Source organism: Corynebacterium canis (assembly GCF_030408595.1).
Taxonomy (GTDB): domain Bacteria; phylum Actinomycetota; class Actinomycetes; order Mycobacteriales; family Mycobacteriaceae; genus Corynebacterium; species Corynebacterium canis.
The window spans coordinates 1,056,853-1,083,840 of the sequence record NZ_CP047080.1 but is presented as its reverse complement, the minus strand read 5'-3'; the positions used below and the strand labels follow the sequence as shown (position 1 = coordinate 1,083,840).

The 26,988-nt window shown below is 57.2% G+C and carries 28 protein-coding genes; 13 read left to right on the top strand and 15 right to left on the bottom strand.

Annotation, left to right across the window (positions count from 1 at the left end; all coding sequences use genetic code 11):
* Positions 1-7: 7 nt before the first annotated feature.
* Positions 8-517: a hypothetical protein gene (locus CCANI_RS04830; protein WP_146324483.1), complete on the top strand. Its 510-nt coding sequence runs from the start codon at positions 8-10 to the stop codon at positions 515-517.
* Here the strand turns inward: CCANI_RS04830 and zupT are convergent.
* The 5 genes from zupT to CCANI_RS04805 all read right to left on the bottom strand — a co-directional run bounded on the left by zupT (position 514) and on the right by CCANI_RS04805 (position 4,123).
* Entirely contained in the window at positions 514-1,305 is a 792-nt protein-coding gene (gene zupT, locus CCANI_RS04825) for a zinc transporter ZupT (protein WP_146324482.1), read from the bottom strand. The genes CCANI_RS04830 and zupT overlap by 4 nt on opposite strands.
* A 15-nt stretch (positions 1,306-1,320) precedes the next feature.
* Positions 1,321-2,292, bottom strand: a complete 972-nt coding sequence (locus CCANI_RS04820; RefSeq protein ID WP_342779838.1) for an arsenic resistance protein — start codon at positions 2,290-2,292, stop codon at positions 1,321-1,323.
* A gap of 52 nt (positions 2,293-2,344) precedes the next feature.
* Positions 2,345-3,070, bottom strand: coding sequence for an adenylate/guanylate cyclase domain-containing protein (locus CCANI_RS04815; protein WP_146324481.1), 726 nt, complete (start codon positions 3,068-3,070; stop codon positions 2,345-2,347).
* Positions 3,071-3,155: 85 nt separating this feature from the next.
* On the bottom strand, positions 3,156-3,476 hold the full coding sequence (locus tag CCANI_RS04810; RefSeq protein WP_246118222.1) for a putative quinol monooxygenase: 321 nt from the start codon (positions 3,474-3,476) through the stop codon (positions 3,156-3,158).
* 5 nt (positions 3,477-3,481) lie between these two features.
* Positions 3,482-4,123 (bottom strand): YdcF family protein, encoded by a 642-nt coding sequence (locus tag CCANI_RS04805; protein ID WP_146324480.1) that lies wholly within the window; start codon positions 4,121-4,123, stop codon positions 3,482-3,484.
* Positions 4,124-4,427: 304 nt separating this feature from the next.
* Between CCANI_RS04805 and CCANI_RS04800 the strand changes: the two genes are divergently transcribed.
* The 7 genes from CCANI_RS04800 (at position 4,428) to CCANI_RS04770 (ending at position 10,804) form a co-directional block, all read left to right on the top strand.
* Positions 4,428-5,459, top strand: a complete 1,032-nt coding sequence (locus CCANI_RS04800; RefSeq protein ID WP_146324479.1) for a glycoside hydrolase 5 family protein — start codon at positions 4,428-4,430, stop codon at positions 5,457-5,459.
* A gap of 75 nt (positions 5,460-5,534) precedes the next feature.
* Positions 5,535-6,164, top strand: coding sequence for an HAD family hydrolase (locus tag CCANI_RS04795; RefSeq protein ID WP_146324478.1), 630 nt, complete (start codon positions 5,535-5,537; stop codon positions 6,162-6,164).
* 133 nt (positions 6,165-6,297) lie between these two features.
* Positions 6,298-6,870, top strand: coding sequence for a T6SS immunity protein Tdi1 domain-containing protein (locus tag CCANI_RS04790; protein ID WP_146324477.1), 573 nt, complete (start codon positions 6,298-6,300; stop codon positions 6,868-6,870).
* Between the two features lie 484 nt (positions 6,871-7,354).
* Positions 7,355-7,855: a transposase gene (locus CCANI_RS04785; RefSeq protein ID WP_146325764.1), complete on the top strand. Its 501-nt coding sequence runs from the start codon at positions 7,355-7,357 to the stop codon at positions 7,853-7,855.
* Positions 7,855-8,943: a DDE-type integrase/transposase/recombinase gene (locus CCANI_RS04780; RefSeq protein ID WP_290211329.1), complete on the top strand. Its 1,089-nt coding sequence runs from the start codon at positions 7,855-7,857 to the stop codon at positions 8,941-8,943. Before CCANI_RS04785 ends, CCANI_RS04780 begins: the two co-directional genes overlap by 1 nt.
* A gap of 237 nt (positions 8,944-9,180) precedes the next feature.
* Complete coding sequence (locus tag CCANI_RS04775; RefSeq protein WP_146325159.1) at positions 9,181-9,384, top strand: hypothetical protein; 204 nt, start codon at positions 9,181-9,183, stop codon at positions 9,382-9,384.
* A 16-nt stretch (positions 9,385-9,400) separates the two neighbouring features.
* Positions 9,401-10,804: a hypothetical protein gene (locus CCANI_RS04770; RefSeq protein WP_290211541.1), complete on the top strand. Its 1,404-nt coding sequence runs from the start codon at positions 9,401-9,403 to the stop codon at positions 10,802-10,804.
* A gap of 127 nt (positions 10,805-10,931) precedes the next feature.
* On the opposite strand, the gene CCANI_RS04765 is transcribed toward CCANI_RS04770, so the two are convergent.
* The 3 genes from CCANI_RS04765 to CCANI_RS04755 form a co-directional block, all read right to left on the bottom strand.
* Entirely contained in the window at positions 10,932-11,327 is a 396-nt protein-coding gene (locus CCANI_RS04765; RefSeq protein ID WP_146325155.1) for a nuclear transport factor 2 family protein, read from the bottom strand.
* Positions 11,328-11,497: 170 nt separating this feature from the next.
* Complete coding sequence (locus CCANI_RS04760; RefSeq protein ID WP_146325153.1) at positions 11,498-13,075, bottom strand: alpha/beta hydrolase; 1,578 nt, start codon at positions 13,073-13,075, stop codon at positions 11,498-11,500.
* Between the two features lies 1 nt (position 13,076).
* The gene (locus CCANI_RS04755) at positions 13,077-13,442 is read right to left on the bottom strand and encodes a hypothetical protein (protein WP_146325151.1); all 366 of its coding nucleotides are present in this window, start codon (positions 13,440-13,442) and stop codon (positions 13,077-13,079) included.
* Positions 13,443-13,822: 380 nt separating this feature from the next.
* Here CCANI_RS04755 and CCANI_RS04750 point away from each other — a divergent pair, with 380 nt between their 5' ends.
* On the top strand, positions 13,823-14,263 hold the full coding sequence (locus CCANI_RS04750) for a helix-turn-helix domain-containing protein (RefSeq protein WP_246118275.1): 441 nt from the start codon (positions 13,823-13,825) through the stop codon (positions 14,261-14,263).
* Between the two features lie 144 nt (positions 14,264-14,407).
* Positions 14,408-14,542, top strand: coding sequence for a relaxase domain-containing protein (locus tag CCANI_RS13575; RefSeq protein ID WP_146325169.1), 135 nt, complete (start codon positions 14,408-14,410; stop codon positions 14,540-14,542).
* A gap of 610 nt (positions 14,543-15,152) precedes the next feature.
* Here the strand turns inward: CCANI_RS13575 and CCANI_RS04745 are convergent.
* Positions 15,153-15,536, bottom strand: coding sequence for a winged helix-turn-helix transcriptional regulator (locus CCANI_RS04745; RefSeq protein WP_146325149.1), 384 nt, complete (start codon positions 15,534-15,536; stop codon positions 15,153-15,155).
* A gap of 140 nt (positions 15,537-15,676) precedes the next feature.
* Here CCANI_RS04745 and CCANI_RS04740 point away from each other — a divergent pair, with 140 nt between their 5' ends.
* From CCANI_RS04740 to CCANI_RS04730, 3 genes are all read left to right on the top strand, one after another.
* Positions 15,677-16,618 carry an NADP-dependent oxidoreductase gene (locus tag CCANI_RS04740; RefSeq protein ID WP_146325147.1) on the top strand — a complete coding sequence of 314 codons (942 nt, stop codon included), beginning with the start codon at positions 15,677-15,679 and terminating at the stop codon, positions 16,616-16,618.
* A 305-nt stretch (positions 16,619-16,923) separates the two neighbouring features.
* A complete protein-coding gene (locus tag CCANI_RS04735) occupies positions 16,924-17,877 on the top strand; it encodes a hypothetical protein (RefSeq protein ID WP_146325146.1) in 954 nt (317 codons plus the stop codon).
* 145 nt (positions 17,878-18,022) lie between these two features.
* Positions 18,023-19,558: an IS1634 family transposase gene (locus CCANI_RS04730; RefSeq protein ID WP_146325144.1), complete on the top strand. Its 1,536-nt coding sequence runs from the start codon at positions 18,023-18,025 to the stop codon at positions 19,556-19,558.
* A 1,150-nt stretch (positions 19,559-20,708) separates the two neighbouring features.
* Here CCANI_RS04730 and CCANI_RS04725 read toward each other — a convergent pair.
* From CCANI_RS04725 to CCANI_RS04700, 6 genes are all read right to left on the bottom strand, one after another.
* A complete protein-coding gene (locus CCANI_RS04725) occupies positions 20,709-21,032 on the bottom strand; it encodes a hypothetical protein (protein WP_146325142.1) in 324 nt (107 codons plus the stop codon).
* Between the two features lie 122 nt (positions 21,033-21,154).
* On the bottom strand, positions 21,155-22,276 hold the full coding sequence (locus CCANI_RS04720; RefSeq protein WP_146325140.1) for an XRE family transcriptional regulator: 1,122 nt from the start codon (positions 22,274-22,276) through the stop codon (positions 21,155-21,157).
* Positions 22,269-22,976, bottom strand: a complete 708-nt coding sequence (locus CCANI_RS04715; RefSeq protein ID WP_146325138.1) for a hypothetical protein — start codon at positions 22,974-22,976, stop codon at positions 22,269-22,271. Before CCANI_RS04715 ends, CCANI_RS04720 begins: the two co-directional genes overlap by 8 nt.
* A 96-nt stretch (positions 22,977-23,072) precedes the next feature.
* Positions 23,073-23,948, bottom strand: coding sequence for an Abi family protein (locus CCANI_RS04710; protein ID WP_246118277.1), 876 nt, complete (start codon positions 23,946-23,948; stop codon positions 23,073-23,075).
* Between the two features lie 1,185 nt (positions 23,949-25,133).
* The gene (locus CCANI_RS04705) at positions 25,134-26,156 is read right to left on the bottom strand and encodes a hypothetical protein (protein WP_246118274.1); all 1,023 of its coding nucleotides are present in this window, start codon (positions 26,154-26,156) and stop codon (positions 25,134-25,136) included.
* Positions 26,153-26,980, bottom strand: coding sequence for a TIGR02391 family protein (locus CCANI_RS04700; protein ID WP_146325136.1), 828 nt, complete (start codon positions 26,978-26,980; stop codon positions 26,153-26,155). The genes CCANI_RS04705 and CCANI_RS04700 overlap by 4 nt, the downstream gene beginning before the upstream one ends.
* Positions 26,981-26,988 lie beyond the last annotated feature (8 nt).

The following is a 26,988-nucleotide window of genomic DNA, read 5'->3' as shown; positions in this document are numbered from 1 at the left end:
TGCAATCGTGGCGCTCAGCGCGTGTTCGGATTCCGCCAGCCATCGAACAACCGTGCCCATGACCACGGGCGGGCCCACCACCGCGGTGGGGTTTTCGCCGGCGCCGAAAACCTCGAGCAGCCTCCCCGAATCGGAGGAGCCGGAGCACCATATGCAGGGGGTTCCCAGTGAAAAGTTTATTATCGACGGCTTCCATGTCTTTGATTTCAATACCGGCGGCGACGCCGTGGGCCATTGCAAACTCATGAGCGATACGTTCACATGTTCGGGAATCCCCGAGGAGCGGGATGGGGACACAAACGAGGTGACGGTGGCCCCAGAGGGAATCGAATTCAGTATCGGTGGCGGCCCGTATACCGCGCAGGATCCGGTGGACCTGCAACCCGGCGAATTCATCGAGGTAGAAAGTGTACGTTGTTCGATGATGGACGCCAGCAAATTGATCTGCAGCGGCCCCGGCGGCGCCATCAGCATCAATGGCCCGGAACAAATCGTGCACGAAGAAACCGGCAATTAGCCCGCGAGCAGCAACAAACTCAGCGCCATAACCGCCATCCCCGCAACCACCCCATACACCGCAGTATGGTGGCGTCCGGTGGCTTGCGCGGTAGGCAATAATTCATCAAGAGAAACAAAGACCATAATGCCCGCGACCGCCGCCAATACAATTCCCATTGTGGTCGAACTAAGCCATGGCATAAGGAGCGCAAAACCGACGAGAGCGCCCAGCGGTTCCGCCAATCCAGAAAGGAACGTCCACAGCAACGCCTGCCCGCGCGAACCCGTGGCCTGGCGCAGCGGCACGGCCACGGCGATGCCCTCGGGGATATTGTGAATGGCAATGGCCACGGCGATCGGCACTGCGATCGTGGCATCCTCCAAGGCCGCGACGAAGGTGGCGAAGCCTTCCGGGAAATTATGGATCGCGATGGCAACGGCCGTCATAATGCCCATTCGCATCAAATTTCGACGCTGCGGTGGGTTGGCGTGCGGGCCATGATGCTGCGTGATTTGCGCGGGTTCGTGCGGGTTTACGGGCTCCGGAACCAGCCGATCGATGACCGCGATCAGCGCGATACCCAGGAAAAACGCCAGCACCCCGGCGGGGGCGCCTGCCGCGGACATGCCCTCGGGAAGGATCTCCACCAACGAAACATAGAGCATCACGCCCGCCGAAAACCCGAGCGAACCGGCGAGGAACGCATCGCCGGGGGTGCGGCGCAGCACGCTCACGATCCCACCGATACCTGTGGAAAGGCCAGCGAGCAACGTCAGCGAAAGCGCAAACCAAAAACCTGCGGGCATACCAACAGTTTAATATCAAGCTAAGCGTTGCGGGGCGCGGCGCGATCCACGATCACACGGGGGAACAAGCGCACGAATACCACCATGCCGACGAGCTCCACAAGCGTTTGCGTGACCACCCACCAGGGCAGCAAATGCTAGGGAATCCGGCAGCGCTAGGGCCAGCGGCAGCACCACCAGCGAATTGCGGGTAGAACTGGAAAACGCCAACGCGCGACGCTCGGGAGCGGCCTGCGCGGAGGCTTTACCCGCGATGCTGGCCAGGATGGGCATCAGCACCAGAAACGCAATATAGATGGGCACCACGCGCAACAAGGATTGCAGGTTGGCAAAGGCGGCGCCGAATTGGGAAGCGACCACCAGGAACAGCACCACCATCATGAGCGGCACCATCAGCGCTTCCATCCAACGTTTTACGGTGCACGAAAGCTCGTTATCATCGGTCACCTGGGTGAGGATCGAAAGCCCGAGCGGGATGACGATCAGCAGCAAAAACGCCTCCACGAACGGGCCCCACTGGATCGTATCAATGATCTTTGCGCTACCAAATAAGGTTAAATACACCGGCAGGAACACAATCTGCAGCAGCATTAATATCGGCGTCGCCGCAAGAATTCTGCTCCAACTACCGCGGGCCAGGCGGGTAAACACGATCACATAATCCACGCACGGGGTGAGCAGCACCAGCATCACGCCGATTAATAAAGCCTGGTCATCCACCAATTGGCGGGTCAGCACAAACACCACGCCCGGGACCGCGAGGAAGTTCAAGGCGATCAGGGTGACCATAAAGCGGACGTCCGCAAAGGCCTGGTGGATCCGCTGAAACGGGACCGCGAGGAAGGTGGCGTATAACAAGAGCATGAGCGCCACATAGATCCAGCCTTCGAAGAGCCTGCCGGGCAGCAGATAGCCGACGAGCGCACCGAGAAATATTGCAAACAAATACAGCGATACTTGGTACCGTTCCAGCCACAACTCCACCATGACTCCCTACCGTTTGCGCATCAAGCCCTCGGCAGCTCATCATAGTCGAAGGTTAATCATAATTGGCGAGTGTCCAAGCATTTATATATTCGTCGACGACATTGCCATGCCAGCACTCCGAACGTTCGTTCCAAGTTAGCCATTGCTGATTGACCGAGTCGAGGTTCTGATACACCGCCTCATCCACCAGCAGCGGGTGATCCGCGTGCGTCAACGAGGCTTGCGACGCCAATGTAGCGGCGCGGTTGATCACCTCACCGCTGTACACAGCACCGCCATTGCTTGGCGACAAAGCCAACGGGCGATTCATGCAAATATCGCCCCAGGCCAAACCGAAACCCACCTCGATCGGCGACAACTCCCGATATTGCAATTCCCGATTCAAAATTATAACCATGGAATGCGCCACTCGCGCGCAATAGAATACGCGATCAATATCCTCGCGCAGCGGCGTCCGAAATACCGCCCACATTTTATCCCCCACCACATTTACGTCCTGACAATGGCACTCCCCCGCACACACCGACACCATTTCACCCATAAAAGCGCTATACAGTTTTGCCACCGATGAAGAATCCATCAGCAAGGGCAAATCCTGCGAACTCCGAATATCCACAAACAGCACAGCTGCAGTGGCGGCGACGCCCTTATAAAACGTCAATGCGCTGGGCGTCGGCAAGGAATCTAACGTGGGATATTCCAATTCAGTTTGATCCAAAATGGTTCTTATCCGCTCCGCACCGTGCACAAAATTATGCGCTTTAAATTCAGGTTCCATGGGCGGGTCCCCTCGCTGTTCTCGTGCATTGCGTACCTAACATTCAATCTACGCCACGGTAGGGGAATTACAGCCAAAAACGGCACTATTGGCGAGTCGTGTCGCCGTCACACTCCTCCGAAATAACGTAATCACGTTCGATCCCCGCGGTAGCCCTGCCCCATTCGCTGGCCGCCACCCGCGCCTGATGCGCCTGAAACGCGGCGCGATCCACAAAACGCTCCGCAACATTAAACACCAGCGGATTCTCCGAAGCCTCGACCTCAAAAGATAAACAGCCTGGCTCTTGGCGGGTCAGGAACACATGCTGCGGCAGGTGGCGGCGCACCACGGCAGCCTCGGCTTCATTAGAACAAACAAGCTTGCCTTGTAATGTGACGTTGCGGCGCACCTGCGGACCTCCCAATACGATTACTTACCCGGAAAATATACCGAGAGGTTTTGGTGGGGCGGGGTATCGGCGTAGACACCTAAGCGAACATTGCGCTGCATGCGCCAAATATCCCAAGTGCCATAGATGGCGAAAAACAATTTGCACAGCGGCCATTCGCCAAAACGATAGTCGCGGGCCCGGACGACCCTCTTGCTGAGTTCAGGATGGATTCTTCGCAAATACATTCGCGCCTTCAATGCGTGGTGCGGGCTGGACACAAACTTTATCTGCCCAGCCCGTGCGATCAACGGTACGGCGTTTTGCACATTTTCCCAGGTGGTCATGGACCGCCCTTCCAGCGTGCAGCGGCCACGGTACCCAAGTTCTTTGACCGCATAGCGCGCCATCAACTCCGCCTCGGAAACACCGGTGCCCACGGTATCGCCGCCGCAAAAAACGATCCAAGCTTCCTCGGGGGCAACCGTGACGGAACGCAGCGCGGCGCGCACACGCCACCGGTTTAACGCGTTCGCCCGATGCGGATTTGCGTTGCGGTACCCGAGCACAATAACCACCTCGGGCCCCTGATCAGGGGCACCCAGTTTCCTCCGCGAAACCCACCAACTGATCGCCTCGCCCCACACAAGCAGGCCGGCAAACACAACAACGAACGATTTCATAGCGTTTGAATCACCGAACCAGCTTTGCCAAATGCGCCGTAAATACCGCAATCCGTATCACCCACCTGCAGATTCTTGTAATTGACGCTCCCATTTCCTATCAAACAATAGCTGGCGCGTTACCAAATTGCGATGTTTTACACGTGCCGAAATTATGCACGACAACTGCACGCACGAACACGATGCATAGCGTCCAATGCTCGGTCCCTCAGCCCTTCATAAGAAGCGAATAATTGCCCCCGCAGCAACGCCCACAACGCGGATAAAATGCACATGACCCGTCATGCAAGCACAATGGGAAATCATGGGTAGGTCCAAGCAATTCATCACACTCATCGCGTTTGCAGCTGCCGTTATCCTCGTTTTGGGAACCACCGTGTTCCTCACAACCAAAGACAATTCCAACCCAAAACACATCGCCGTGCCCACGTCCGAAACCACACCGGAGGCCACGGCGAATTCCACCGCGCGACACGCCGAGCCCCCGGCCCCAATGCGCGGCGTGACATTGGATTCCATTGAGCACTTGGATACCGCCGTACAACTTTTGGAATCCAGCCCAGAGCAACTCACGGTGCGGCTGGTCATGGACCCTGGCGAGAGCCTGGCCACCTACGATCGCGCAATCGACGCCTTGGATCCGCACGTGTATGTGATGGCGCAGATCCTTGATTCGGAGGAAATGTCCAAGTTCAGCGAGCAAGATATCCGAAAACGCACCCAAGAAGCCATCGACACTATCGGCGATAAGGTCGACGTATGGGAAGTTGGCAACGAGCTAAACGGCGCCTGGGTGGGATCTTCCCCCGCAGAGATTAATTCAAAGGCAGTTGCGGCATACGAGGTAATCAAACAAGCAGGCGGCAACACCGCAATAACCTTGAACTATTGGTCCTCGCACGATTGCTATTCCCACGATTGGGAGGCCACCCTACCCTACGCGCAACGCATGCCCGAAAGCCTGCGCAATGCGGATTACGTCTTCCTATCCATTTACGAAACCGCATGCAATCCGCCGCAGCGTCCCAGCGTTGCGGATATTGCGAAAACGCTGAATTCGCTCGGTGAGATTTTCCCGAACGCACGCCTCGGAATCGGTGAAACGGGGGTGCAAAACACCAGCGATGGCATGCCTAGCGACGGCACATTGGCCCAAAAAGAAGAGCTTGCGAATTACTACTACGGCATGCAATCCGAACTGGAGTCCGAAGTCGGCGAACGCTACGTAGGTGGCTATTTCTGGTGGTATTTCCATAACGATGCCGTGCAACCTGCTGCCGAACAAAAAACCGAATCATTATGGCCAACCATCCAGCGGCTCACAGCAAACCTGTAGCGCGACGGCGGCGGGTGCGGTCGGGGCGTCGAAAAGCGGGCGCCACAATGCAACAATTTTTGCAACAATAAAAGTATGCGTCACATAATTTGGGATATGGGCGGAACCCTCATCAACACCTACCCTGAGGTTGACGGCGTCCTGTGCGAAGCTGCGTTCGGTGATACCGAGCCCGAGCACCTGCGTTACGTGAAAACCTTGACCCGCCACTCAATCGGACATGCTATCGAAACATTGTCTGCCGAATGTAATGTCGATCCGCAAACGCTGGAGGACGCGCACTCGCGACTTAAGGAACGTTGGCGGACGCACCCCGCGCCGGTCATGGATGGGGCCCGCGAAGTAATGGCACGTATTAGCGAACTCGGCGGGCTTAACTTGGTGGCCACGCACCGCGACCGCACCAGCGCATCAGACCTGCTGAACGCGCACAACCTCGTCATGGATGACATGGTGTGCGCGCCCGACGGGTTGGAGCGCAAGCCGAGTCCAGCCATGAATCTGCTGCTAGCGGAGCGTCACGGCATTAAACCGGCGGAAATTCTGTGCGTCGGCGACCGGCCCATCGACGTCGTCGCCGCGCGCGCAGCGGGCATGACAGCGGCACTTCTGGTACGCCCCGGCACCTCCGTCACCCTGCCTGACGACGCCCCCGGCGCCCTCGTTGTCGCAAGTTTGCGCGACTTACTGACCCTCCTCGCCTAACGCGCTTTTCGACGCCGCGGCCAGCTGCGACACCCCGCACGGCCGCGGCTTTTTGGACGCAATATCGTGCTGCAAAACAGGTACACTGAACACGGAACGTGCCCCACCATCCCCTATTTTGAGGATCAAAATAATGCCCGTATGGGAAAAGTTCACCACCGTAGCCGAAATCGCACCGGAAACAATTGAACACTACCGCGAGCTGGTGCCGCCGCTCATCGTGCAGGCGTATACAGAGCACGGCACCGGTTTCATCGGCAACGGTCTACTGCGGCTTGTCGACCCCGCCTACGCCAGCGAACACCTCCGTGAAATCGCCCACGTTGGCGATCATGTGGTACCTATTCTCACCACCGCATTTGGCGACGTAATCTACTGGGTGGAGCCATTCTTTTTCCTCGCTTCCTACCGGTGGGGCGTGGTGGATATCCTCGCATATAAAGACGATAATTTTGTGCAATTGGTGACAAAGCAGGACTTCATCAACAACGTTCTTTCCGGGAAACTTTACGAACAAGCTGTGCAGCGCTTCGGCGGCGCGCCGGACCTGAACACCTGCTACGCGCACGTGCCGCTGCTCGGGCTCGGCGGGCGCGAGGACGTCACCATGCTGGATCCCTGCGATATGTGGATCCACCTGCAACTAATCCTGCAAACCTGTGGCTACCCGCGCGAGGTGTGGCGCGAGGAGACCCGACACGATTAGGAGTGTATTGGTTTTTGGAGTGTCGCCTGGGTAACGTGTGGTCCGCGTCGGGGATGGCCCTCGTAGGGGCTGGCCCGCATGGCGCGTGGTCCGCATCGGGGCCTCGCGGGGTTTCCAATGCAGGCAATGGAAAGCCGGCTTCGATGAGCAGGAGATCCTTGCAACGTTCTGCCTGGGGTAGGTTAATCGCCGTTGCAAGAATCGAATCGATGCGCTGGGCAAGCTTGAAGGCTTCGCCCCTCGGCCGCCCAATCGTGGGAAGATTGCGGCAGCACCCCGCAGGAAGCCGCAAATCAAAAGGTTGGGCACTTCACATGAAGTTTTTTACACACGAATCGCGATTTCTGTGTAATTTTCATCATCCTGGGCCGCCCAGCGCCGCCGCCGCGATATTTTTTACACAGATTCGTACCTTGCCATTGAAGATGTGAACTTTCGGAAGCTTCCCCGTGATGGTCATGGGGATGAGGAAGGAAGGTTCAAGATGTCTGTACAGATCCCTCCGGTAGATCCGGACCGGACGTTTACTGCGGAGCAGCGCCGGGAGATCGTGTTGGCCCATGCGGAGACCAAGCATGGTCTGAAGGGAGAGTTCCTCCGGGCGGCCGGGGTGACGCCGCGGCAGTTGTATTTGTGGCGGCGGCAGCTTGCGGCGGGCACGCTCGACATCGGGTTAACACCGCGAGAAAATATTCCTATGAGTGATGAAAATATCGTGGAGTTTTCTCGGCTGACACAGCGCAATCAGGAGTTGGAGGCGCTTAACGCCGAGCTGGGGGCGGAGCGTGCGAAGCTGGAGACCGAGCGCGCGAAGTGGGAGACTGCGCGCGCGAAGTGGGAAACACGTCACGCCAAATTGGAGGCGCGGATCGCTGAATTGGAAAAGGTGGTTGCGGATAAGGATGCTGCCACCACTGCGCATGCCAAGGCGGTGGAGGCGATGGGAAAAGCTATCGCCGCCATGCAAAAATATACCGATCGTTGATGCGTGGTGGCCGGAAACTTTCCCCAGAGCAGCAAGCCGATTTCGATGAGTTCGTTAAGCTTGAAGACCATATTTTAGAGTTGCTTGCGGCGGCTGGCTATACCCAAAACGCGGCATTGAAGCTGCTTGGGCTTGCGAAAACAACCCTGTATTACCGGCGGCATCCGCGGCCGAAGAAACCACCACAACACCCAAAGGCCGCGCCGCCGAAAACGATTAGCGCCCCGGAGCGTCAACGTATCGCCGCATTGCTTCGCGACGGTCGTGAGCAGGGATTATCGGTCTATAAAATCTTTTTCAGCCATGTCGATTCCGAGGAGCCCTTGCTCGGCTCATTGCGGACGTTTTACCGCGTGAACAATGAAATCAAAACGGTGCCAGCACCGCTGCGCCACGGCGCGCCACGGGCGCCGCAACCACCACGAATAGTGACCGCGACACGGCCCGGCGAAGTCCTGTGCTGGGATATCACCTGGCTCCCCGGATCCTTTATGACCAAGGGATTTCACCTCTACACCGTGCTGGACTTGCACTCCCGTAAAATCGTCGGCCACACCGTACAACTGCGCCAAGACAAACACATCGCCACCGACCTCATCGCCCAAGTCATCGCCGCCGAGCAGCTCAACCACGCCAAGGTCCGAGTCCTGCACACCGACAACGGTGCTGTCATGACCTCCACCCAAATGCGCCAAATGCTCGACGCCAACGGCGTAGAACTCTCACTCATCCGCCCCGGMGTATCCAACGACAACCCTTTCGAAGAATCCTCCCACCGCACACTCAAACACCACCGCTACGCCTTAACCAGCTACCCCAATATCAAGGCCGCCGCCAACACCATGGCCTCCATCATCGACGCCTACAACAACCACGACCCACACAGCGGCCTCGCCGGATTCACCCCACAACAGGTCTACACCGGCGAATGGAAACCACTACTCAAACACCGCAAAGCAAAGGAAGAAATCTACTACAACACCTACCCCCAACGACGCCCACCACGATCCATGTTCCAACCACCACCAGCCACCGTCGGCATCAAAATCGGAACACCACCACCAACCCCACAAAACCAAGTACAATAAAACCAAGAACAATCAAAGAAGTTCACAACTCAATGGCACGCGGCGATTTCCGGATTTTGATGTAAAAAATATCGGTAGACACCGTTCAACTTCCGGTGCGGGGATAGGTCGCGGACAACACACCGCCTTAAATGGCGCCAACTTACGAAAATTTGAATATCCAAGTAAGGGTACGCCGCTTTAAGCCCTTAAAACGGCCAGTACCGGCCTTGCCCAATTTGATTGCCCCAAACCTACATGTCCGCTCACACCAACAACGCTACCCGCCAGATAATCCCCACCGTCAAACAGGTAACCCCAACCGCCAACCGCACCGTGACCCACACCGCCGATCGCAAATTAATCCCCATCTTGCTGGAAAAACGTCACCCCCGCGCAGGGCTATTGGGCTACCGCAAGCATGTCCCAGAGATTAGGCTGAAAACCACCGGCGGTTTATAGAAAACGGAGGGTGATCATGCTCTTCCAACTTCTTGATGCACTTCATTCCTCGCGCCAGCGTCAGCTACGCGCAACGGCAGCAATGCTCTGCACACTTGTTCTATGCGCTGGGTGCGCAGCGCCAACGACCACGCTGAACCCGTTTGCCGCAATGCAGACATCAAACACCGAAGCGACCCAACCCCCGACGGCAGACGACGTCGGTGACGCTACAGATGGCGAACCCATCCATCCAAACGGTTTCTCTCAATGGGAGATCGACTTCCGCCTCGGCAGGACCTTCGCGAATACCTCGATCAACTCGCCGCTGTGGCTAGCGCCTGCAAATACGTCAAACTACATAGATTTTTCGTATAAGGCCGGCATTGATTCCGTGGTGTTCACTGGAGACGATGTGCGTTTTCTTGGCCCCACCAATGACACACGCTCGTTTATAGTAAATGTTGATTCTTCGTTGAATTACTACAATTCCGATACTTATGAATACGAAGGTTCATTAGGCGCGGAGGCATGCAGCGCAGTGACTCATCAAGGTTACGCATATTGCGCAGATCCTTTTAGCAATGCCCTCTTAGTCGTAGATGCGGAAAACCGCTTGATTCACTCGACAATACCGTTCAGTTTCCACGCATGGGATATTGAACTCATTGGCAGTAAACACCAATTGGACCTGCTGCTAGTGAGGGGTGACGGCGGGCAAACTTTCCTTACCAGCATCGACAATCAAGAAAACATAAAAACCGCTAATCGTCTCGATGCCAGTGCGCATTGCGGCATGACCAACCAGGATGAGGTCGTGCTGTGTAGTGAACCTGACGGCAAAGAAATCCGTCTCAATGCATTTCATATTTGGCCGACCGTTTGGGGCTGCAATATGAAAACAGAAGGTCGAGTTCTCACCGGCACCCACGGTTGGATCGTCGCTTCTGATAAGAAGTTGCAGTACTACCTCTCGGATTGCACGGCTGTGACTGAAGCGCCCATCACCGATCATTTGTCCATAGACGCATACCCGTGGCAAACACCGCTTCAGACTGGTGACAGCTCCCCAGACCCGAAGCTTGAGCTCGAATCCATTCTCGAACAGCCCCTGCAGCTATACGACTCCGGTCACCGCGCAAAGCTCACACAGGTTGGCAATTCGCGGAGCTTCACCACCATCGGAGGGAAAGACTCATCGATTACCCTTGCCCCTGACCAGCGAATTGTTTCGATTGATATGCGCGGCCATTTGCTCCTCACCGCAGGCGAATACGACCTCAAGGTCACAAACGCTGAAACAGGCCAGATATTATTGAACGCCCCTCACGCGAATCACCATTTCGTGACCATTCGCAATCACTGGTTCGCTTCCCTTGCCCCCAATGGAATGGGCCAAATGCTCACCGTCTTTGTCCCGATCGAACGCGCCCGCGGCTAACCACCACTAAACCCCACCACACTCACCACAACCGCACCCCACCACCCAGTTACGCAAATTACCCTGCGGCGGAAGGAATTCATTCTCCCCCACCGCAGGGTTTCATTGTGCGTGCATTATTCAAGCATTACTTGCGCGCGATAATGGCCTGTTCGCGGAATACCTGCCATTTGCCTTCTTCATTTTTGCGCAGCATAAGGTTAAATACGCTCTTGAATCGACCACCGCCGGGTTCCATTGTGCGCGTACCAACCACAAAGCCGAGGCCGTCGTGCACGTCTGCCACAACGATTTCCACATCGGTTTTGATCGGCTTGCTGCCTTTTTCACGACCAGCCTTGAAAAAGGCCATGTTTTGATCATAATCAAAACGCACGGTTTGATTCTTCGGCTGAATCATTACGGTTTGCAGGTCGCGCGCGTAAGCGTCTTGGAGCTCTTCCACACGGAAGTTGCAGCCATCGTCGATCAGCTTTGTTACCGTCTGCACCAGCTCTTGGTCTAGCTCTACGTTTTCGCTCATTCGTTATTCCTCGGAAGTGTCTTGGGTTTCCGTACAAAGGATAGCGACTTTCCGTTCTCCTGTCCGCTCGAACTCACGGAAAACCTGCGGCACACCTCCCTGCCAGCGCAAACACATCGGTTGTGCACATTCAAATACCCCTATTGACGTGCCCAAACGCGCCCCGCCGGCTACCAGAAATCGACGCCGCGCAATTCCACCGGACGTCCCGCCGACGTTACGCGCAAACTTTCGATCTCCCCGTCGGTCACGGCTTCCGCCAGCGGCACCCGCACGGTTCCAAGCTGATACACACCGTTATCGAACTCCGAATACCGATCCACCAATGCCGGGTCCGTCTCCGGAATCGCATATTCGAACTGATTGCCGTCTCGCAGCCGAAGCGTCACCGTGATCGCCGTGCCCGCAGCGTCGTAAGTCCCCGACGGCGACACATGCACCGCCATTCCGCGCGCACCGGCCACGTTCACATCCGCGTGACCGTCTGTGATGTAATTCACCTCCGCAACGATATTGACGACGCCGCGTTCCGCCACCGCGCACCCCTGCTCCACCGGCTCCGGATTCATCGGATCCGCATTCACGCACACCTGTGCGGTTCCACCGTCTACCGGCCGGAATTCATTCGGACCTATGTGCGCCAGGGCCTCGGGCGTGCTTGCCAACCAGCGCGCCTCCACATCCGCAACTTTGTTCGGCAAGGGTTGTGCCGCCGACACCGTAAGTATCGACGCCGCGCCCCGCACCGTCGCGTTCAACCAATCCGCTGCCAGCGCGCTGACGATCCGCTCGTGCTCCGCAGCATCGGGACACTCCCGCACATCGCAACCGATCATGCCCCCAATGCCGGCGGCGGCCGCCTCCCGGTTAATCAGCATATGGCCAAACCCCGGCAGTGTGACCACCGAAGCCGGCTGTTTCCGCTGGTCAAGTAGGTGATGCCCCAGCCAAAGGTTTGCCGAGGCACCCACATCTGAGTCCCCCTCGCCCACCAATCCAAGATATGGAATATCCGGGGGCGCCGGAGAGATATGCTCCAAATCAAAGGTGTCATAGGCCGCCCCATACGTAAATACCGACTTCACCTTCCCCTCCCCAAATACGTCCACCGCCGAATCCACCATTGCCGCGGAACGCGAATGCAGCACCAACCCCACGGAATCCAAATCGACCGGTTGCGGAAATCCATTCGAATCTTGCTTCAGGCCTTCCATAAACCGGCTCACCACGGCTTTCCACATTTTGTTCTGATCGTAAGTATCGCTCACGTCCACCCCTATGAACACGCCTCCGAAATCCGGAATCACCGACACATATCCCTGCTCGGCGAGCGCCTCCCCCAAATACGTCATTCCCCGATCGAAGCGATGTTCCCCAATCCCCTCTGTGCACGGATATGCGAATATTCCATCGGCACAATTCGGGGCACGCAGGTGACTCATCACCACCACGGGCATCGGCCCGTTCGCCTGCTTCGGCACCACGACCACGCCGCGCGCCGGGGCGCTGAAACCCACCTCGGAAACATTGCCGAAATCGACGTCGATAATCGTCGCGGTGCCCGCAGCGTTTTCCGTCTCCGTGCGCGGGGCGACCTTCCTGTCTGCGGCCGCGTGCGGACCTTCAACCACCGGCTCGGCGATCGTCGGCGAAGATCCACCGTCCGAATCGCACGCACTCAAACCGAATGCACAAGCGACGATCGTCACTGCGAATATTTGTTGGAAGCGACGCCCCCGCAACCTCATATCACTCCTCGGCGCTCTCACTAAAAAGACTAAAGTACTCGACCCTTGGGAAATGCCCCATCAAATCCCGAATCTTAGCGTAAACGAGCATACTCAGCTCATCCGGGCATTGATCCACATCAGTGGTACGTATCTTGAATTCTGTTTTTGTCAGGATATATTCAGGGTCGTCCGCGCTTGCAGTATACAAACTGTTCCACGACTCGATCACGCCAAATTCATCGCTAGAAGGGAAGGTGACTAATGCGCCAATATTGCCTCCGGGGAAAGCTTCCTCCCTTAACTTTGAAAGAAGGAGCTTTCCAAATTTCTCGGCCTGCGCGGCGCTAGAATACAGGTAGAGTTCTTCAACATATTCCTTAACCACGTAAGCACAATCACTTTCTTGTTCGATTTGAGGGTTAGGCGGACGCTCAGGAAATTTAGCTCTCCGCCGGACCTGCGAAAGTCCACTGAGCTTTATCATAAGCCCAGCGGCGATGCAGCAACTTGCACGCTTTGGGGTTACCCGCGCTCGACAAGGTGTTGGCAACGACAGGTAGCAAAGACGAGACCGGACAACGCGACAACCACAGGCAAAAACCCATGGCCAACAACCTGCGGACCTGCAGAAAGACAGCGCATAGCTTCCTATAGGCCAACCGGGGTTGCATCTATAAGTGCAACCCCATAGGGTCGGCATAGCAACTTGCATAACGCGAATCCACGTGACCAGCACACGAAAGACCGCACCTCACCCTCAATGTCATGGCAGGAGATGCAATCATGACTACCACAATTCCCAAGAACCAATCTGTCATGCTCACAAACGAGGAGCGTTTGTCCATCACGCATTTCTTGGATGTTATCGGAGGCGATGCAACATCATTGGTGGGCCCCCGAGGCGACGAAATGCCGGATGAACTCAAGAAGCTCCTTAAAACAATCCTGGATGCAGTTCAAAGTGGACAATCAATCTCGATCTCCACGCTGCCTAAAGAAATTACAACAACAGCTGCGGCTTCAATGCTGAATGTATCACGTCCGACTGTGATGAAATACATTAGAAGTGGACGACTCAACGCGCGAAAAGTCGGGTCACACCACCGACTCAATTCTCAGGAAGTACTCGACCTGCTTGAGGCGAGAAAGCAAGAGCAGCGAAAAGCCGTATTTGACTTGATTGATTTGGAAGAGTCATTCGATTAACAGACACGACGAACAAGTTACCCCTTCTAGTTTCCACGGAAGGTTATTATGTTTGACGATGTAATCCTCTACCAAAGGCTTCGCTATATGTGGTGACGCACCACAGCACGGGGGTGTTTTTGTTCGCACAAACAAGCCCCGTGAATAAACCTCCTGCACTCCCAAGTCCTGATTTCGAACAAGGTTCAGGCTGAGGATGGCTCGTGGAAAGCACTCGACGGCCGGCCTGTTTTCGCCCACCATCAGGCAATCAGCGCCCGCTATGACGTCGCACTCTAGGACCTGCTCAGCGAACGACTCGGTCTCAAATTCAGACCGACCCCTCGCGAAGACGGCAAAGCACCCGTGTGGGAAGTAGTTGGCGTTCCGACGGAACTGCTGACCATGTTCTCCATGCGGCGTGCGCTCGCGCGTCCCGTCTACGACAGAATGGTCGCCGACTTCACCGAACGCTATGACAACGCCGGTCGAAACTTGCCGCAAAAAGATGTGGCGGGCAGCGATCCTCGAAACCCGCGACGCGAAATAGCCCGCCGAATCGCTTGCGGATCTCCATGCGTAGTGTGCCGAGAAAGTACCCAAGCACGACCACAGCCGCGACCTCCCCGATGCCGCAGACAGCGCCGCGACCCACGCACGCGAGTTTTCCACCGGACCCAGCGCGGCGCCCCTCCCTCCGGCTTTCGCCGATGCCATCGACCACATGACGCAGGCTGACCACTCACCCACCACTGGACCACTGACAGCAGAGTCTCCACCACCGCCGGTGCCGGAACGATCTGATGATGCCGACAGCAGCCTCTAGGTCTGCGCATGGCTGCTCGGCGTGACCCCGTCTAACCTCGCAGTGCGGCTGAACTCAGACGATCTCCTCGATCTGCGGGACCTTCTATTGCTCTGCCAACTTTTCATCAAAGGCCATCCGAGCGGAAACTACCGCATCGCGATGTGACTCAACACATTCTCTAACGAGCTGAAGCGGTTCAGACAACGTTCGACCTAAGTCGGTCAGACTGTAAACCACCGTCACCGGAACAGTCGCAAATACCTCCCGATCAACGATCCCGTCGCGTTCAAGCGCGCGAAGCGTCTGCGTCAGCATCTTCTGCGATACACCCGGGATTGACCGCTTGAGCTGGTTAAACCGGTGCGGCCCCTCATCAAGCCGCCCGATAATCAACGGCGTCCACTTGTCCGCAATCCGGTCAAGAATGCTCCTGCACGGGCACTGATTCGAATACACATCTCCACGACCACATGCCTTAGTTTCCATAAGGTACTTATACCACTACTGGGTTCTTAGGGCAGCGAAAAGTGCGTTCTTGTGCAAAAACAGAACGTGTCTGAAACTGGGCGCAACCGGTTAGGAAATCTCCACCGGTTCACACTTCCTTAAGAAAGGAAACCCACTCCATGGTTGAAACCATGCGCCAAGTCCAGCTCCACAACTGGGGCAGCCCCGACGCACTCACAATCGCCGAAGCCACTGTTCCGGAGCCGACCCCCGGAAAACTGCTGATCAAGACCTCATCGATCGGCATCAATCCCGTCGACTGGAAAACTCGTGCTGGCAATGGCATCGCTGGCCTTCTTCCGAAGTCCCGTCCGATCGTCCTTGGCTGGAATGTCGCAGGAACCGTAGTCACCACCGGTCCCGATGCCACTGGCTTCAGCGTTGGCGACGAAGTGTATGGGCTCATCGGCTTCCCAGAGCTGGGCAGCGCATACGCAGAATATGTTTGCGTAAGGGCCACCGACGTTGCCCACGCGCCCGCCACAATGCCAATCGAAGACGCTGGCGCAGTCCCTCTTGTAGCGCTCACCGCCTGGCAGGCACTGCATGACATCGCCAAAGTCAAAAAGGGCGATCGAGTCCTGATTCATGCTGGCGCCGGTGGCGTCGGCCATGTCGCCATCCAACTGGCGGCGCACGCTGGCGCAAAAGTCTACGCCACTGCCTCACCTCGGAATCACGCCATCCTCTCTGATCTCGGCGCAATCCCTCTGGACTACACCGAGGACAACTACGGACTTGACCTGCCGGCCTTCGATGTCGTCCTCGACACGATTGGTGGCCAGACCTTTAATCATTCCCTCGACCTAGTGGCACCGTCGGGGATCATCGTGTCCGTTCCCGACCCCTCTAACCTCCATGAGGCCCACGCCCGCGGAATTCGAGCTGAATGGGTATTCGTCCACCCCGATTGCCATCAACTCCGAAAGATCACCGAACTCATCGACGCATCAAACCTGCGAATCAACATCGACCGACGCTACACCCTCGATGAAATCGCAGCGGCACACGCCTACGGCGAAGAAGGCCACGTCCGAGGAAAGCTTGTTGTCACTCTATAGCCGCTGCCTGCTACGCAAAGAGGAAATGCAGCGCCGTCATCACAAGCAACTCGCCGCAGACTGCCGTTGCGCGAGCAACACTTTCTCACGGCTCAACACTTCGGATGGTAGCCGAGCACACAATCGACATTATTGAGTCAGCTCACTCAGCCTGGATTCGCCAGAACTACCAAGCCAACGGTTATCAGAACCCGTTCGGCCACCAGCTTGAAGAAGCTGGTGATCTCTCCTCAATCATCGCCCGCGGGCATTAGGTACTCGAACAATGCGATTCACGGTTCAGGGAAGCGTCCGCCATCCCCCAGTTGGCCACCGCGCTCCCCGACCGCATCGCCACGAACACCGAGACGCACTCTATCGAGGAAACACACCGGACGCTCGTCCACGAACATGCGACTGCACTCGGCTTTCCGCATAGCCATTCTTCGTCTGCCGCGACCACGCACTTCAACTCGAAGGAACTCATCGCCGAACTCCGCGTGACGACCCCAGCCGATGATGGCATCTCGTCCGCACGCTTTCTCACCGCTGCTTCCGCATTTCTCCTCCGACGCAGACAGGCCGGACTCTCAATTACCGTTGATGAAGCGATCGCCGTCCGTGTGGCCTATACGATACTTCACAGTGGACAGCAGTTCAGCGAACCCTTCCCCATCTGGGGAACAAGCGGGTTTCGTCATTACCAGACTTACATGTCACTGACCGACCCCGGCACCGGGCACCTAGATGGCACTACTTTGAAGGCAAGCCATCTCCACGGTTCAATCGTCCACGTCGAGCACCTCGAACGAGGAATCAGTCGACGTCGCGAGGATCTTGAGCCGTACAGAATCCCGTCCCGAAAGACAGTCTCGCGCGTGCGCCTTCATGCGGGCAGTAGCGCACCGACATCAACCTACATTGGCCGACCGATGTTCGACGGCAACGTGGATGATTCGATGCTGAAGACAGCTCACACCTTCGGCGGCGCAGCCAGCTCCCTGTTCGCCGACGGACTTACAGAGTGCAAACTGTCCATCGAGTCCATGACTGCGACCCAAGCGATCATCTTCATGCGCTCGATGACAGCGGCGACACAGTTCGATCGGACCTCTCAGGTCCTTTCCGCCGCCTTTAACATCAACACCCTAATTGTCGATGATCGCAGCGAGACCGTCCGCCAGAATGGGGGACAACCGCTAGTGATTCGAGATCGAATCGAAATTGGGAAGCATTTTCTTCGCGGGTGGGTTGATCAAACGACTGACCGTACGGCCTAGTTAGCGCCTTTGAGCCTGGCACTTGGTTAGGTCAAAGCTAGGTAGCGTGGTTCATATTGACAGTGCGGCCTCGGAGTTTGCTTGGCTAACGGTCAACTCTCCTGACTAAACGGGTAGTCGTGAGCGCAGCGGTAGTCTATGAAGTATGCCACTACCGAGAGTTCGGACGGTTCCGACCGCCTCAGGTGCGACGGCGGTGCAGGTGATCTGGCGGTACGTCGATAACAAGCCGGTGTTGGATCATGTCGGTTCGGCGCATTCTGATGAAGAGCTCGCCGTATTAAAAGCGCAAGCACAACGGTTGATTGACGGGGACACCTCAGACCAACTCGCCCTTAACATTGGTGTCGTGCCGGCAGCCGCCGTTGCTGGGACAGGCTCGGCGGAGCAACCACTGGTGGTCACCAGTGAACGTGCCGGATTATTGCTTGATGCCATTCGCGGTGCATTCACCCAGCTTGGGCTCGGAACGGCGTCTGGTAATGACCCAGTGTTTTATGATCTTGTCACCGCCAGGATCATTTCCCCTGCCTCAAAGCTTGAATCAATCGAAACGCTGGCTGAAGTCGGAGTACAATCCGCGTCCTACAGTACGATCCAGCGGTGCCTTCCCCGGTATGCCACCGACGAGTTCCGCGCCCAGCTCACCCACGCCTTGGCCACCCACGCCGGTATCGGGCATGGAGTGCTGGTGTTCTACGACGTGACCACGTTGCGTTTCGAAACCGACCAGGAAGACGAGGTACACACCCCCGGGGATTCGAACCAACGCCTCGAAAAACCCCAGATCACGGTGGGCATGTTGACTGATGCCACAGGGCTGCCGTTATCGATCGGGGCCTTTGAAGGCAACCGGGCGGAAACCCAGACGATGCTGCCGATGATCCAGCGGTTGGCAAAAGCCTACAACCTCAATGACATCACTGTGGTAGCCGATGCGGGCACGCTTTCTGCCAGCAACAAGAAAGCCATTGTTGATGCAGGTCTGGCCTACATCCTAGGAACGAAAGTACGCGATATCCCCCACCCGATAGCCCAGTGGCGCAAGCAACACCCAGACCAAGATTACACCGACGGGCAGATCTGGACGCTTGCCGCCCCCAGCGACCACGCCCCTGACGAAGTACCACGCTCGGTGACCTACTACCAATACTCCTGGGATAGGGCACGGCGCAGCCGCAAAGGAATCAACAAGCAACTAGCAAAAGCGCAACACGCGGTCGACGGCAAAATCCCAATCACACGCAACCGGTACCTAGATCGCAAAGCCCCGACCACGAAGGTCAACTACGCGCTCGCCGATCAACACCTCGCCCTCGCCGGGATCAAAGGCTACGAAACCAACCGGAGTGATCTCACCGCAGAGCAAGTCATCGGGTTCCACCGGCAGTTGTTCAAAATTGAGCAATCGTTCCGGATGGCAAACACCGACCTGAAAGCCGGCCCGATCCACCACAGCAAGCAAGATGCAATCAACGCCCACCTCACCATCGTGATGACAGCGATGGCCTGCGGACACATCCTAGAACAGGCATCAGGGATACCGTTGAAACGCCTCGTGCGCACCCTGAAAAAATACCGTTCGATCACCCTCGACATCGACGGCCAAACCATCCACGCCCGCACGCCCATCCCCGACGACCTCGTCGCAATCATCGAACGGCTCCCAAAACCTGACTAAATTGACCTAAGTTCAAACACACGGGTGCGGCCTTGTAGGAGATCGACCTAGTGGCTGTGTGAGGCGTGATTTGGTGACGGTTCCTGTTGGTAGATATATGGTTGTTGAGCTTTGGTTTTGGGTACCGTTCAGGATTTGTTCGACCGCCGTGTACGCACCGCAGCCGGGTTGGGTACCATCGACCCTACCCCCGGCAATATTTGTGCAGACTGCCGGCTTGCGGAAGACCATGTCAGGATGGTTGGAATTGGCGGGACAAAATGTCTAGTCGAACATAACCTAAGTGACACACAGTGTGTTGTACACTATCTGGCCAGGTGACAGGAAGCACGGTCGGCCGTGCTCCGATTACTATCCCGAATGGCTCGCAAGCATCACCGGCGGACTCACCACCCGCCATTCCAGCAAAACCTCCCACGAACGACACCACCAACCCTCAGCGAGACAGGAGCCCACCACACCCACGCCCAAAAGAAAAATCTCGGCTAGGCCAACTTCCTCTCATTCAAAAATAAACATGCATTTCGATCCAGACAAGCGAACCAATTCGAATACATCCCAGAGCACGCACACGATTTAGGCCTGTGAACCAAAGGCTCTAGATACACTGAACTTGGACTCCGCCGCGTCGCCACGGTTAAAAACGTTAGGTTCGGACTGTCGCCCTCGTTTCTCGAACGTTTCCCGAAGCGTCGGTCCACGTGACTATGCAGTTGACTGCGTTGGGTGAGCCCATGGCGAGCAGTAACGGGAACCGCGCTTCCCGATTGGGCAGGATAGTTCCAAGAGAACCTTCCTCACGACGTACTCGAAACAGCGCGTTCTCCGGCAGACCCACGAGTTCAAAGTCCACATCTGTGGCTGGCCCCTGGGAAGTATTGTGAAGCACGAGTGACCAGTGCTGCTGCGTGCTGACGCGGCCCTTGCTGTCGGTTTTCAAACTCTCGCGCACCTCGGCGCGAGGCCAGACCCCCTCAGACAGGTTCGATACTTCGAACTCCACATCCTTTGAAGACTCGACCGATTGCTGGAACTGCGCCGTTGCACGGCTGAGGAAGTTATTGACATGACCGATAAGAGTCCCGTCACTGCTGTACTCAAAGACGAGCGCGGACTTGCGCAGCTCTTCTAGGTAAGAGGCGAGCCTCTGTCACTCGTCAAGCGCCGCGCCATTTAGCGGCATGCGCGGAGCTGCGTTGACAAAGACCGCTGCCGATTTCCCTGCCTCAACTAAAACCTTGATCTCCTCGGCAGTGCCCGATTCAGCCTCGCCAGTCGGCGTCCCAAGGCGATCTTGAAACAGCGCCACGGCAAGATCAGCCTCTTCGACAATCTGATGATTGAGAATCGCCTGCGGCCGCTCGCCGAATTCGGAGACGGCATGCTCGGTCCAAGACGCGGGCAGAACGGTGAGACCGACATGACGACCGAGGTTGAGGTTCCACTGGCTTATGGTTTTGCGAATAACGGCCATGTCCTCTTGTGGCACATCGCCTAGGGCGGAGATTAGAAGGTGGGCGCGAGCGTGGGATACGCCATGAGTCAGGGTCCTTGGTCGTCAGAGAATAAGGGAAAGGGTCGCATATGGCACGGAATTCATCCGCCATCGATGGTCCGTAAGACTGGGCGCTGGTCGACATCACCGAGAAGGTCTCGGACCTGCCGGGGACTAATCTTGAGTGCCTCGGCCAGAGTTGAAATGCCAGCACCGTGGTCACCGGTGAGCTCGGCGGCCTTCCTAAGCAGGCTTGGAACCTCGCCAGGGTAGGCGCTCGACGGGTCGGCCAACGGATCATTGACCATCGCTAGGCGCTGATAGGCCCTGCGCGCAGACGAATCCGTAGTACGACCGCGCTCAACCATCCGACGCACCAGCGAGTGCGAAGACACACCCCAAGTCCGTCCCAGACGGTCGAGGACAGCAAGGTCGAGACGCTTCGGCAAAACCGCATCCATGGACGCCGCAGGAGTGAGAAACGCCGCAGCAAACTCATCGGCCTCCTGCTCGACTGCGGCGCTGTGCTCGCTGGAGTCGGCGTGCAGCAACAGATGCCCGATTTCGTGGGCGATGGAGAACCGATGCCGAAACACGTTCTCCGTCCGGCGCGGCGTCGTGACGATGATCGGCCGGTCCACGATGATGACCGAGAACGCATCCACAGCGTCAATCTCGCCGCGAGGACGGACCACGACGACGATGCCGTGCGACTCTGTTGTGGCAACTAAGTGCTTAACCGGACCGTCAGGGAGACCCCAGTGGTCTCGCAAGAGTGCAGCTGCCTCTGCGGGCGAGCTTCCGGAGGCAACTGCCGGAAGGTCGACTTCGGGTAGCCTGACATAACGTTCGAGGGCAAAGGTTAATTCCCACACCAGCGTCGCCGTCGCCAACGCCTTCTGGCGGTCGCTCACCCGTGCCGAACGCAGGCTGCGGAAATGCGCTTCGACCGTATCTATACGCGCCAGCGGACGGCCAACGCCGAAGAAGCCGGGAAGGACGTCCAGTGCCTTCGCCAAGCGGTCGAGAACTTCGGCGCGAGGTGAGTTCACGCCAGCCTCGTACTGGCCGATCGCCGCAGCAGAGACGCCCACCTCTGCTGCTAGGTCGGACTTGGTCACCGACCGACGAAGGCGTGCCTGAGTCAGGCGCGCAGGCTCAAAGCGGCCATGCATATGTGCCGAGCCCGAAACATCGAACAGACTCGGGGTGTCATCATGCATTCGGACCGATACCTTCCTGTTTACGTGGCTCTACAACTGGCTCGACCGGTGTGCCCGCGGCGAACGACTCGACGTCGAACGCATCGGACTCGATAGCGGGTTCTGCCTGCCAGATAGTCTCCTCACCGTGGTAGCTAAGCTTGCGTGTTTCTAGGTTGAGCTCACCAATCGCCCACGTGATCGCACGCAGCTGCTCCGGCGAAGAGTAAACTTTGACAATCACGACCGGCATCTTGCCGTTCACCGTGGTCATCTCTGCCGCCAAGTCAGCCAACCAGCCGGGTTCAGCTCCGGACTGCGGGGCGGTCAGCGTCGATGTGTTAATGAAATCGAGGTCGAACAGCGGCGGCTCTGGGGGCAGCGCTCCGAAGCAGGCCATTCGCGTCGGGCTTTTCGCAAAGTCAGCGGGATCGGCCGAGTCAGGAACACGCCACGGATAAATGAGGCAAAGGTTGACGATCGGCACCTTGTAACCACCCGGAAGAAGCTTGTGTAGGTCGTAACCTCGTTTACTGAAAGCTTCCTGCGTGTCGGCGAGCAGGTCGGACCACATCGTCGAGTATCCACGTGTACTTCGAGTATACGCTACCTGGTGAGCAACAGCGGCATATTCGTGCCGGGTTCGCACGACGTCAACAATTAATTCCTTGGCCTTCTCCGCGTGTGGGCCCAACGCATCGGCGGGTGAGTTTGGGATCATCGTAACCTCCGGAATCCGTATCCCGAGCCGCGGGTTCGGCCAAGACAATAACTTTATTATGGCACACGATTCACGCACTAACACTTCAGTGTGGAATTACGGAGTGTTACGACCGTGATCACGCGGGCTCTGTGGGCGGATCAGGCCCTGCCAGAACGTTGAGTCGCGGGAGTAATCGGCAACAAGCCGAGGGAGGATCGAGACGGCGACGCCACTACGGACTGCCATGTCATCGAGTGAGGCGATCACGTCGAGCACGGACCGTGGCTCGAATTGTCCGGCTTTCCGCTTTGCCTTGTTCCGCACGTTATTCGGGGTCGGCCCAGCATCAAGGACAGAATGGTTCCACAGGCGGCTGTAGTGCGAGCGGCGGTTACGGAGGTAGACCAGCGCCCGCACGCGGTAGGCGAAACCGGCCTTCGCAATGCCTGCGCTCGTCGCCACAGTCTCGGCGAGACAGCCTCCCGCGCCTCTCTCGATGACCTTCGACAACGTGCCGAACGACCAGGCTTCAACGGCCGACCACACGGGCAAATTGCCGTAGTCGGCACCCGCCTCACGGTAGCGGAGAATGTGACGTTCCTTACTCCGGCGGATGTCATAAAGGCAGGACTCGACGGTCGGCTCGTGATCGGGAGCATCTGTGTAGAAGCTCTCCTCGAGATATCGACCGTAGACGCCGTGCTCGTCCGCGATGACGTGGGCAACGTGCGAGCGAAGCATGAGCTCAACATGCGCAAGCGGCCGGACGAGCGCAATGCGCAGCGCCTCATCAGCGTCGTAGGCGGCTCGAATCTCGTCGAAGGTGACGCCCGGACGGAAAACATCGTCGCCGAGGTGGGGAGCCTTCTGAAAATAGCGCGCATAGCCAGAGAACCGGTAGTAGTTCGTAGCGGCTAGGAAACTAGCGCATGCAGACTCGTCAGCAACAGCGGGCCTCGCCCAGCCATGAGGGCAACTTGCTCGTCCCAGGACAGACTTGTCTTAAAACAGCACCTCAAAAAAAGGGCCCCTCCCATTTGAGCTTCTTCGAGAGGCTTGGGAGGGGGTCGATTGATTCCACTATAACTGACCGCAGCCGACAGCCGCTAGTAGGGCAGGCGTTAGAGCGCGAACCTCCACCCCCACCGCCTCTGAATTTGAATCCTTTCCGCAGATGCACCAGGTGAAGAAGCGAGTAGAGGCGGCCGTGTTCATGCAGCCCATTCCAACCAACAACCATGAAACAACGACGGCGGCAGAACTCGCCCTACACATTCTGTTCGTTGATGTCTAAGGTCGTCACGCCGCGTCCCTGTTTGCTTATCAACGCCCCGCCCTGCTCAACGTCGCCGCATCGCACTGCACTCAGTTAGTGAATTTATAGTGCTTGACCTAGAGTTTCACCTCGGGTTTCAGGCGCCGTCCTAAATTTTTTCAAAACAATTTCTTAGCCCCTCAGCCGGTTTCGGTATCACAAACCATACCCTGATGGCATGGATGCAGCCTGCGTGCCGTACAAGTGCTATTTCGGGGCGGCCTAGGTTGGCGAGACTATCTTTGAATTCGAACACATCCTTAACACCCGCGCGAGTATTGTGCACCATATCTGTTGCACAGCGACCTGCATAGCTAGTCTTGCTCAGGAATACTTTCCAGTCCTGACCAGCGCAAACACTGGCAGCTTGCGTGCTGGCATGGGTAGAATAGATGGTGTCAACAAAGGTCAAGTTGCTCGGGAATTCACACACACTGTTCACCGCATCAGCGGTAGCAACAGGTTCAAGCAGTATTCAGCATTCGGTTTTGTCGGGAGGTGCATGGCTTATGAATTTAACGCCAGCACAAGGGCCATAACCACACACCACACCCGCCCAGCCCCAAATCCCCCAAGGACACGGGGCTCACACCCACACCCAAAACAGGAAATAACGGGCTTCTACATCGACTTGGACAATGAGGACCTACAGGCGATGCCGCAGACAATCGCGATGCTATTCATCAAGGACCACAACCGGATGAAGCTCGTGGCCAAAACGCCCTACGACACGAGCAACAGCATATGTTTCTGTCGGGCTCCCACCCTGAGGGCTGGGCTACAACATCCCCACGGCGACTACTCCGATAGCACAGAAACATGAGTACCACCGTTATCGCGGGCGCTCACCGAAACATCCACTAGCCAGCTTCGCGGGCCAACTGGTCGGCGTAGCCGATCAGGCTCGTGACAAGCATGAGTGCTTGAATGCAGTTTCGCTTGCTGAACTGGCGCGAGGAAACGCCGTGGACGCTCGCGTGGCGCGAGTAGTAGTACGGCACCTTGTCGCCCTTGTTCTTCCAGAATTCCTCGTGCGCATTCCAAATCGGCAGCCAGATGAACGCATCTCGGACCCCCATCTCCTCGATCGCCTTTGGGACGTCCGCACCCTTCTTGCGATTCGTGATGTCCCGACGGTCTTGCAAATCGGGATAAAAGCGATAGATCAGCGTGTCCAACGTGACGGTAAACATGGACTGAGCCGAACGATAGTGGCCGGCGCGCATCGCGCCAAGACCGTCGAGGACAAAGCTCAGTTCGCCGCTAATCACCTCGTGATCCGCCTGCTCCAGTACAGCGGCGCAGTCGTCCATGAGCGACTTGTAGCAATCGCCAAGCACACGTCCTCGCCCCGCACGGTCCTTCGCCCGCAGCAGCCGCAGCGCCAAGCGTCCCCGTGGTACGAGGTAGAGTGGAATGCCCTCCTGCTCAACGAACTCGCGAACCTGTCCGGCAGTGATCCCATCAGCATGCTCCTTGAGGTTGGGAGGCAGCAAAGCACGGTTAAAGCCCCGAATCGCCTCCGAGTTAAACAGAGACCCGAGCGACTCTCGCAAGACCGCCATTGCCTTCGTCTGCTGCTCGGAGAGCCGCTTAAACGCCTCCAGAGTCTCGGGGTCGAGAATCGGAGTATATAGTGCAGCCAGATCGAGCGGCGGTATCGAGAATGCCGGGACACGGACGACCATCGACTCCATCTGCTTTCGGAACCGCTCGATCGATGCGGTTACCTCTCGAGTGATGGCACTGTAGTCGGAATTAAATGAGCGCATCTGCTCCTGCAGGCGCAGACTCACCGAGTAAGCGTCCATATTCGGCAGAAGCGCCCGCGAGAAACTCGCTGGCATCTCGAAACCCTCGCCTCGATCCGTACCGTCGCTCACGTAGAACCTCCGCTTTGCGCTGACGCGCCGTCTAGTCTCCGATGAACCATCGAGATCATCGTCAGCACTTCGAGTAACTCGTCCTTACCGATCGGTCGTTTCAACCGCAGGTCGTGCGCCGTCGGGTTCCGGTAGAGACTGTTCAAGCCCTTCACAGGATTTGCGAACCCGGACTGTTCATCCCTTTCGGTCTGCGGGCGCAGAGAGTTGATCGGGAGCTTTGGCTTGCCAGACTTCCCGAGCGCCAAAGCTTCATCTACGAGCGAGGCTCCGTCGCTCGGCAAGCCCGTCAGGCTCCGGAGGCGATCGAAGATGCTCTTGGTCGCCTCCGGACAGGCATGGGAACATGCCTTCCTCAGAACCTCTACGGAGCAGTACTGGAGTACCCACGTATAGCATTTGCGTTGGCGGAGCTCATCGTAGATCGACGTTGCGATGCGAGACGCGTCATCTAGGATCTGGGCAACTGCACCCTCGCCAACTTTACCTTCGTCGCTGATACGCACTCCGACGAGGGAGAGACGCTCGTTTAGCAGTTTCTTACGGCGAGCGAACACCGCTTTCTGGGTGTAGTACCTCACCGGCTCCATCGCCGTTTCGATGAACGTGCTAGTGCCTTTCGAGCTCTGATCCTTGTTTTGACGAGCAACGAAGACGTCGGCCAGCCGGTCGCGTTTGCTCTTCGACGGGCTCGGATCCTCCATGCCCAAGCGATGGAGCAGTTCGCCAATCTCGCGGCGAGTCAAACCCTCGTTAGTGTCGGCGAGTACGTCTGCGATCGCTTTAACCTTCGGGTACGACCAGGGCTGGGGAAATGCGGCCATGTCAAATC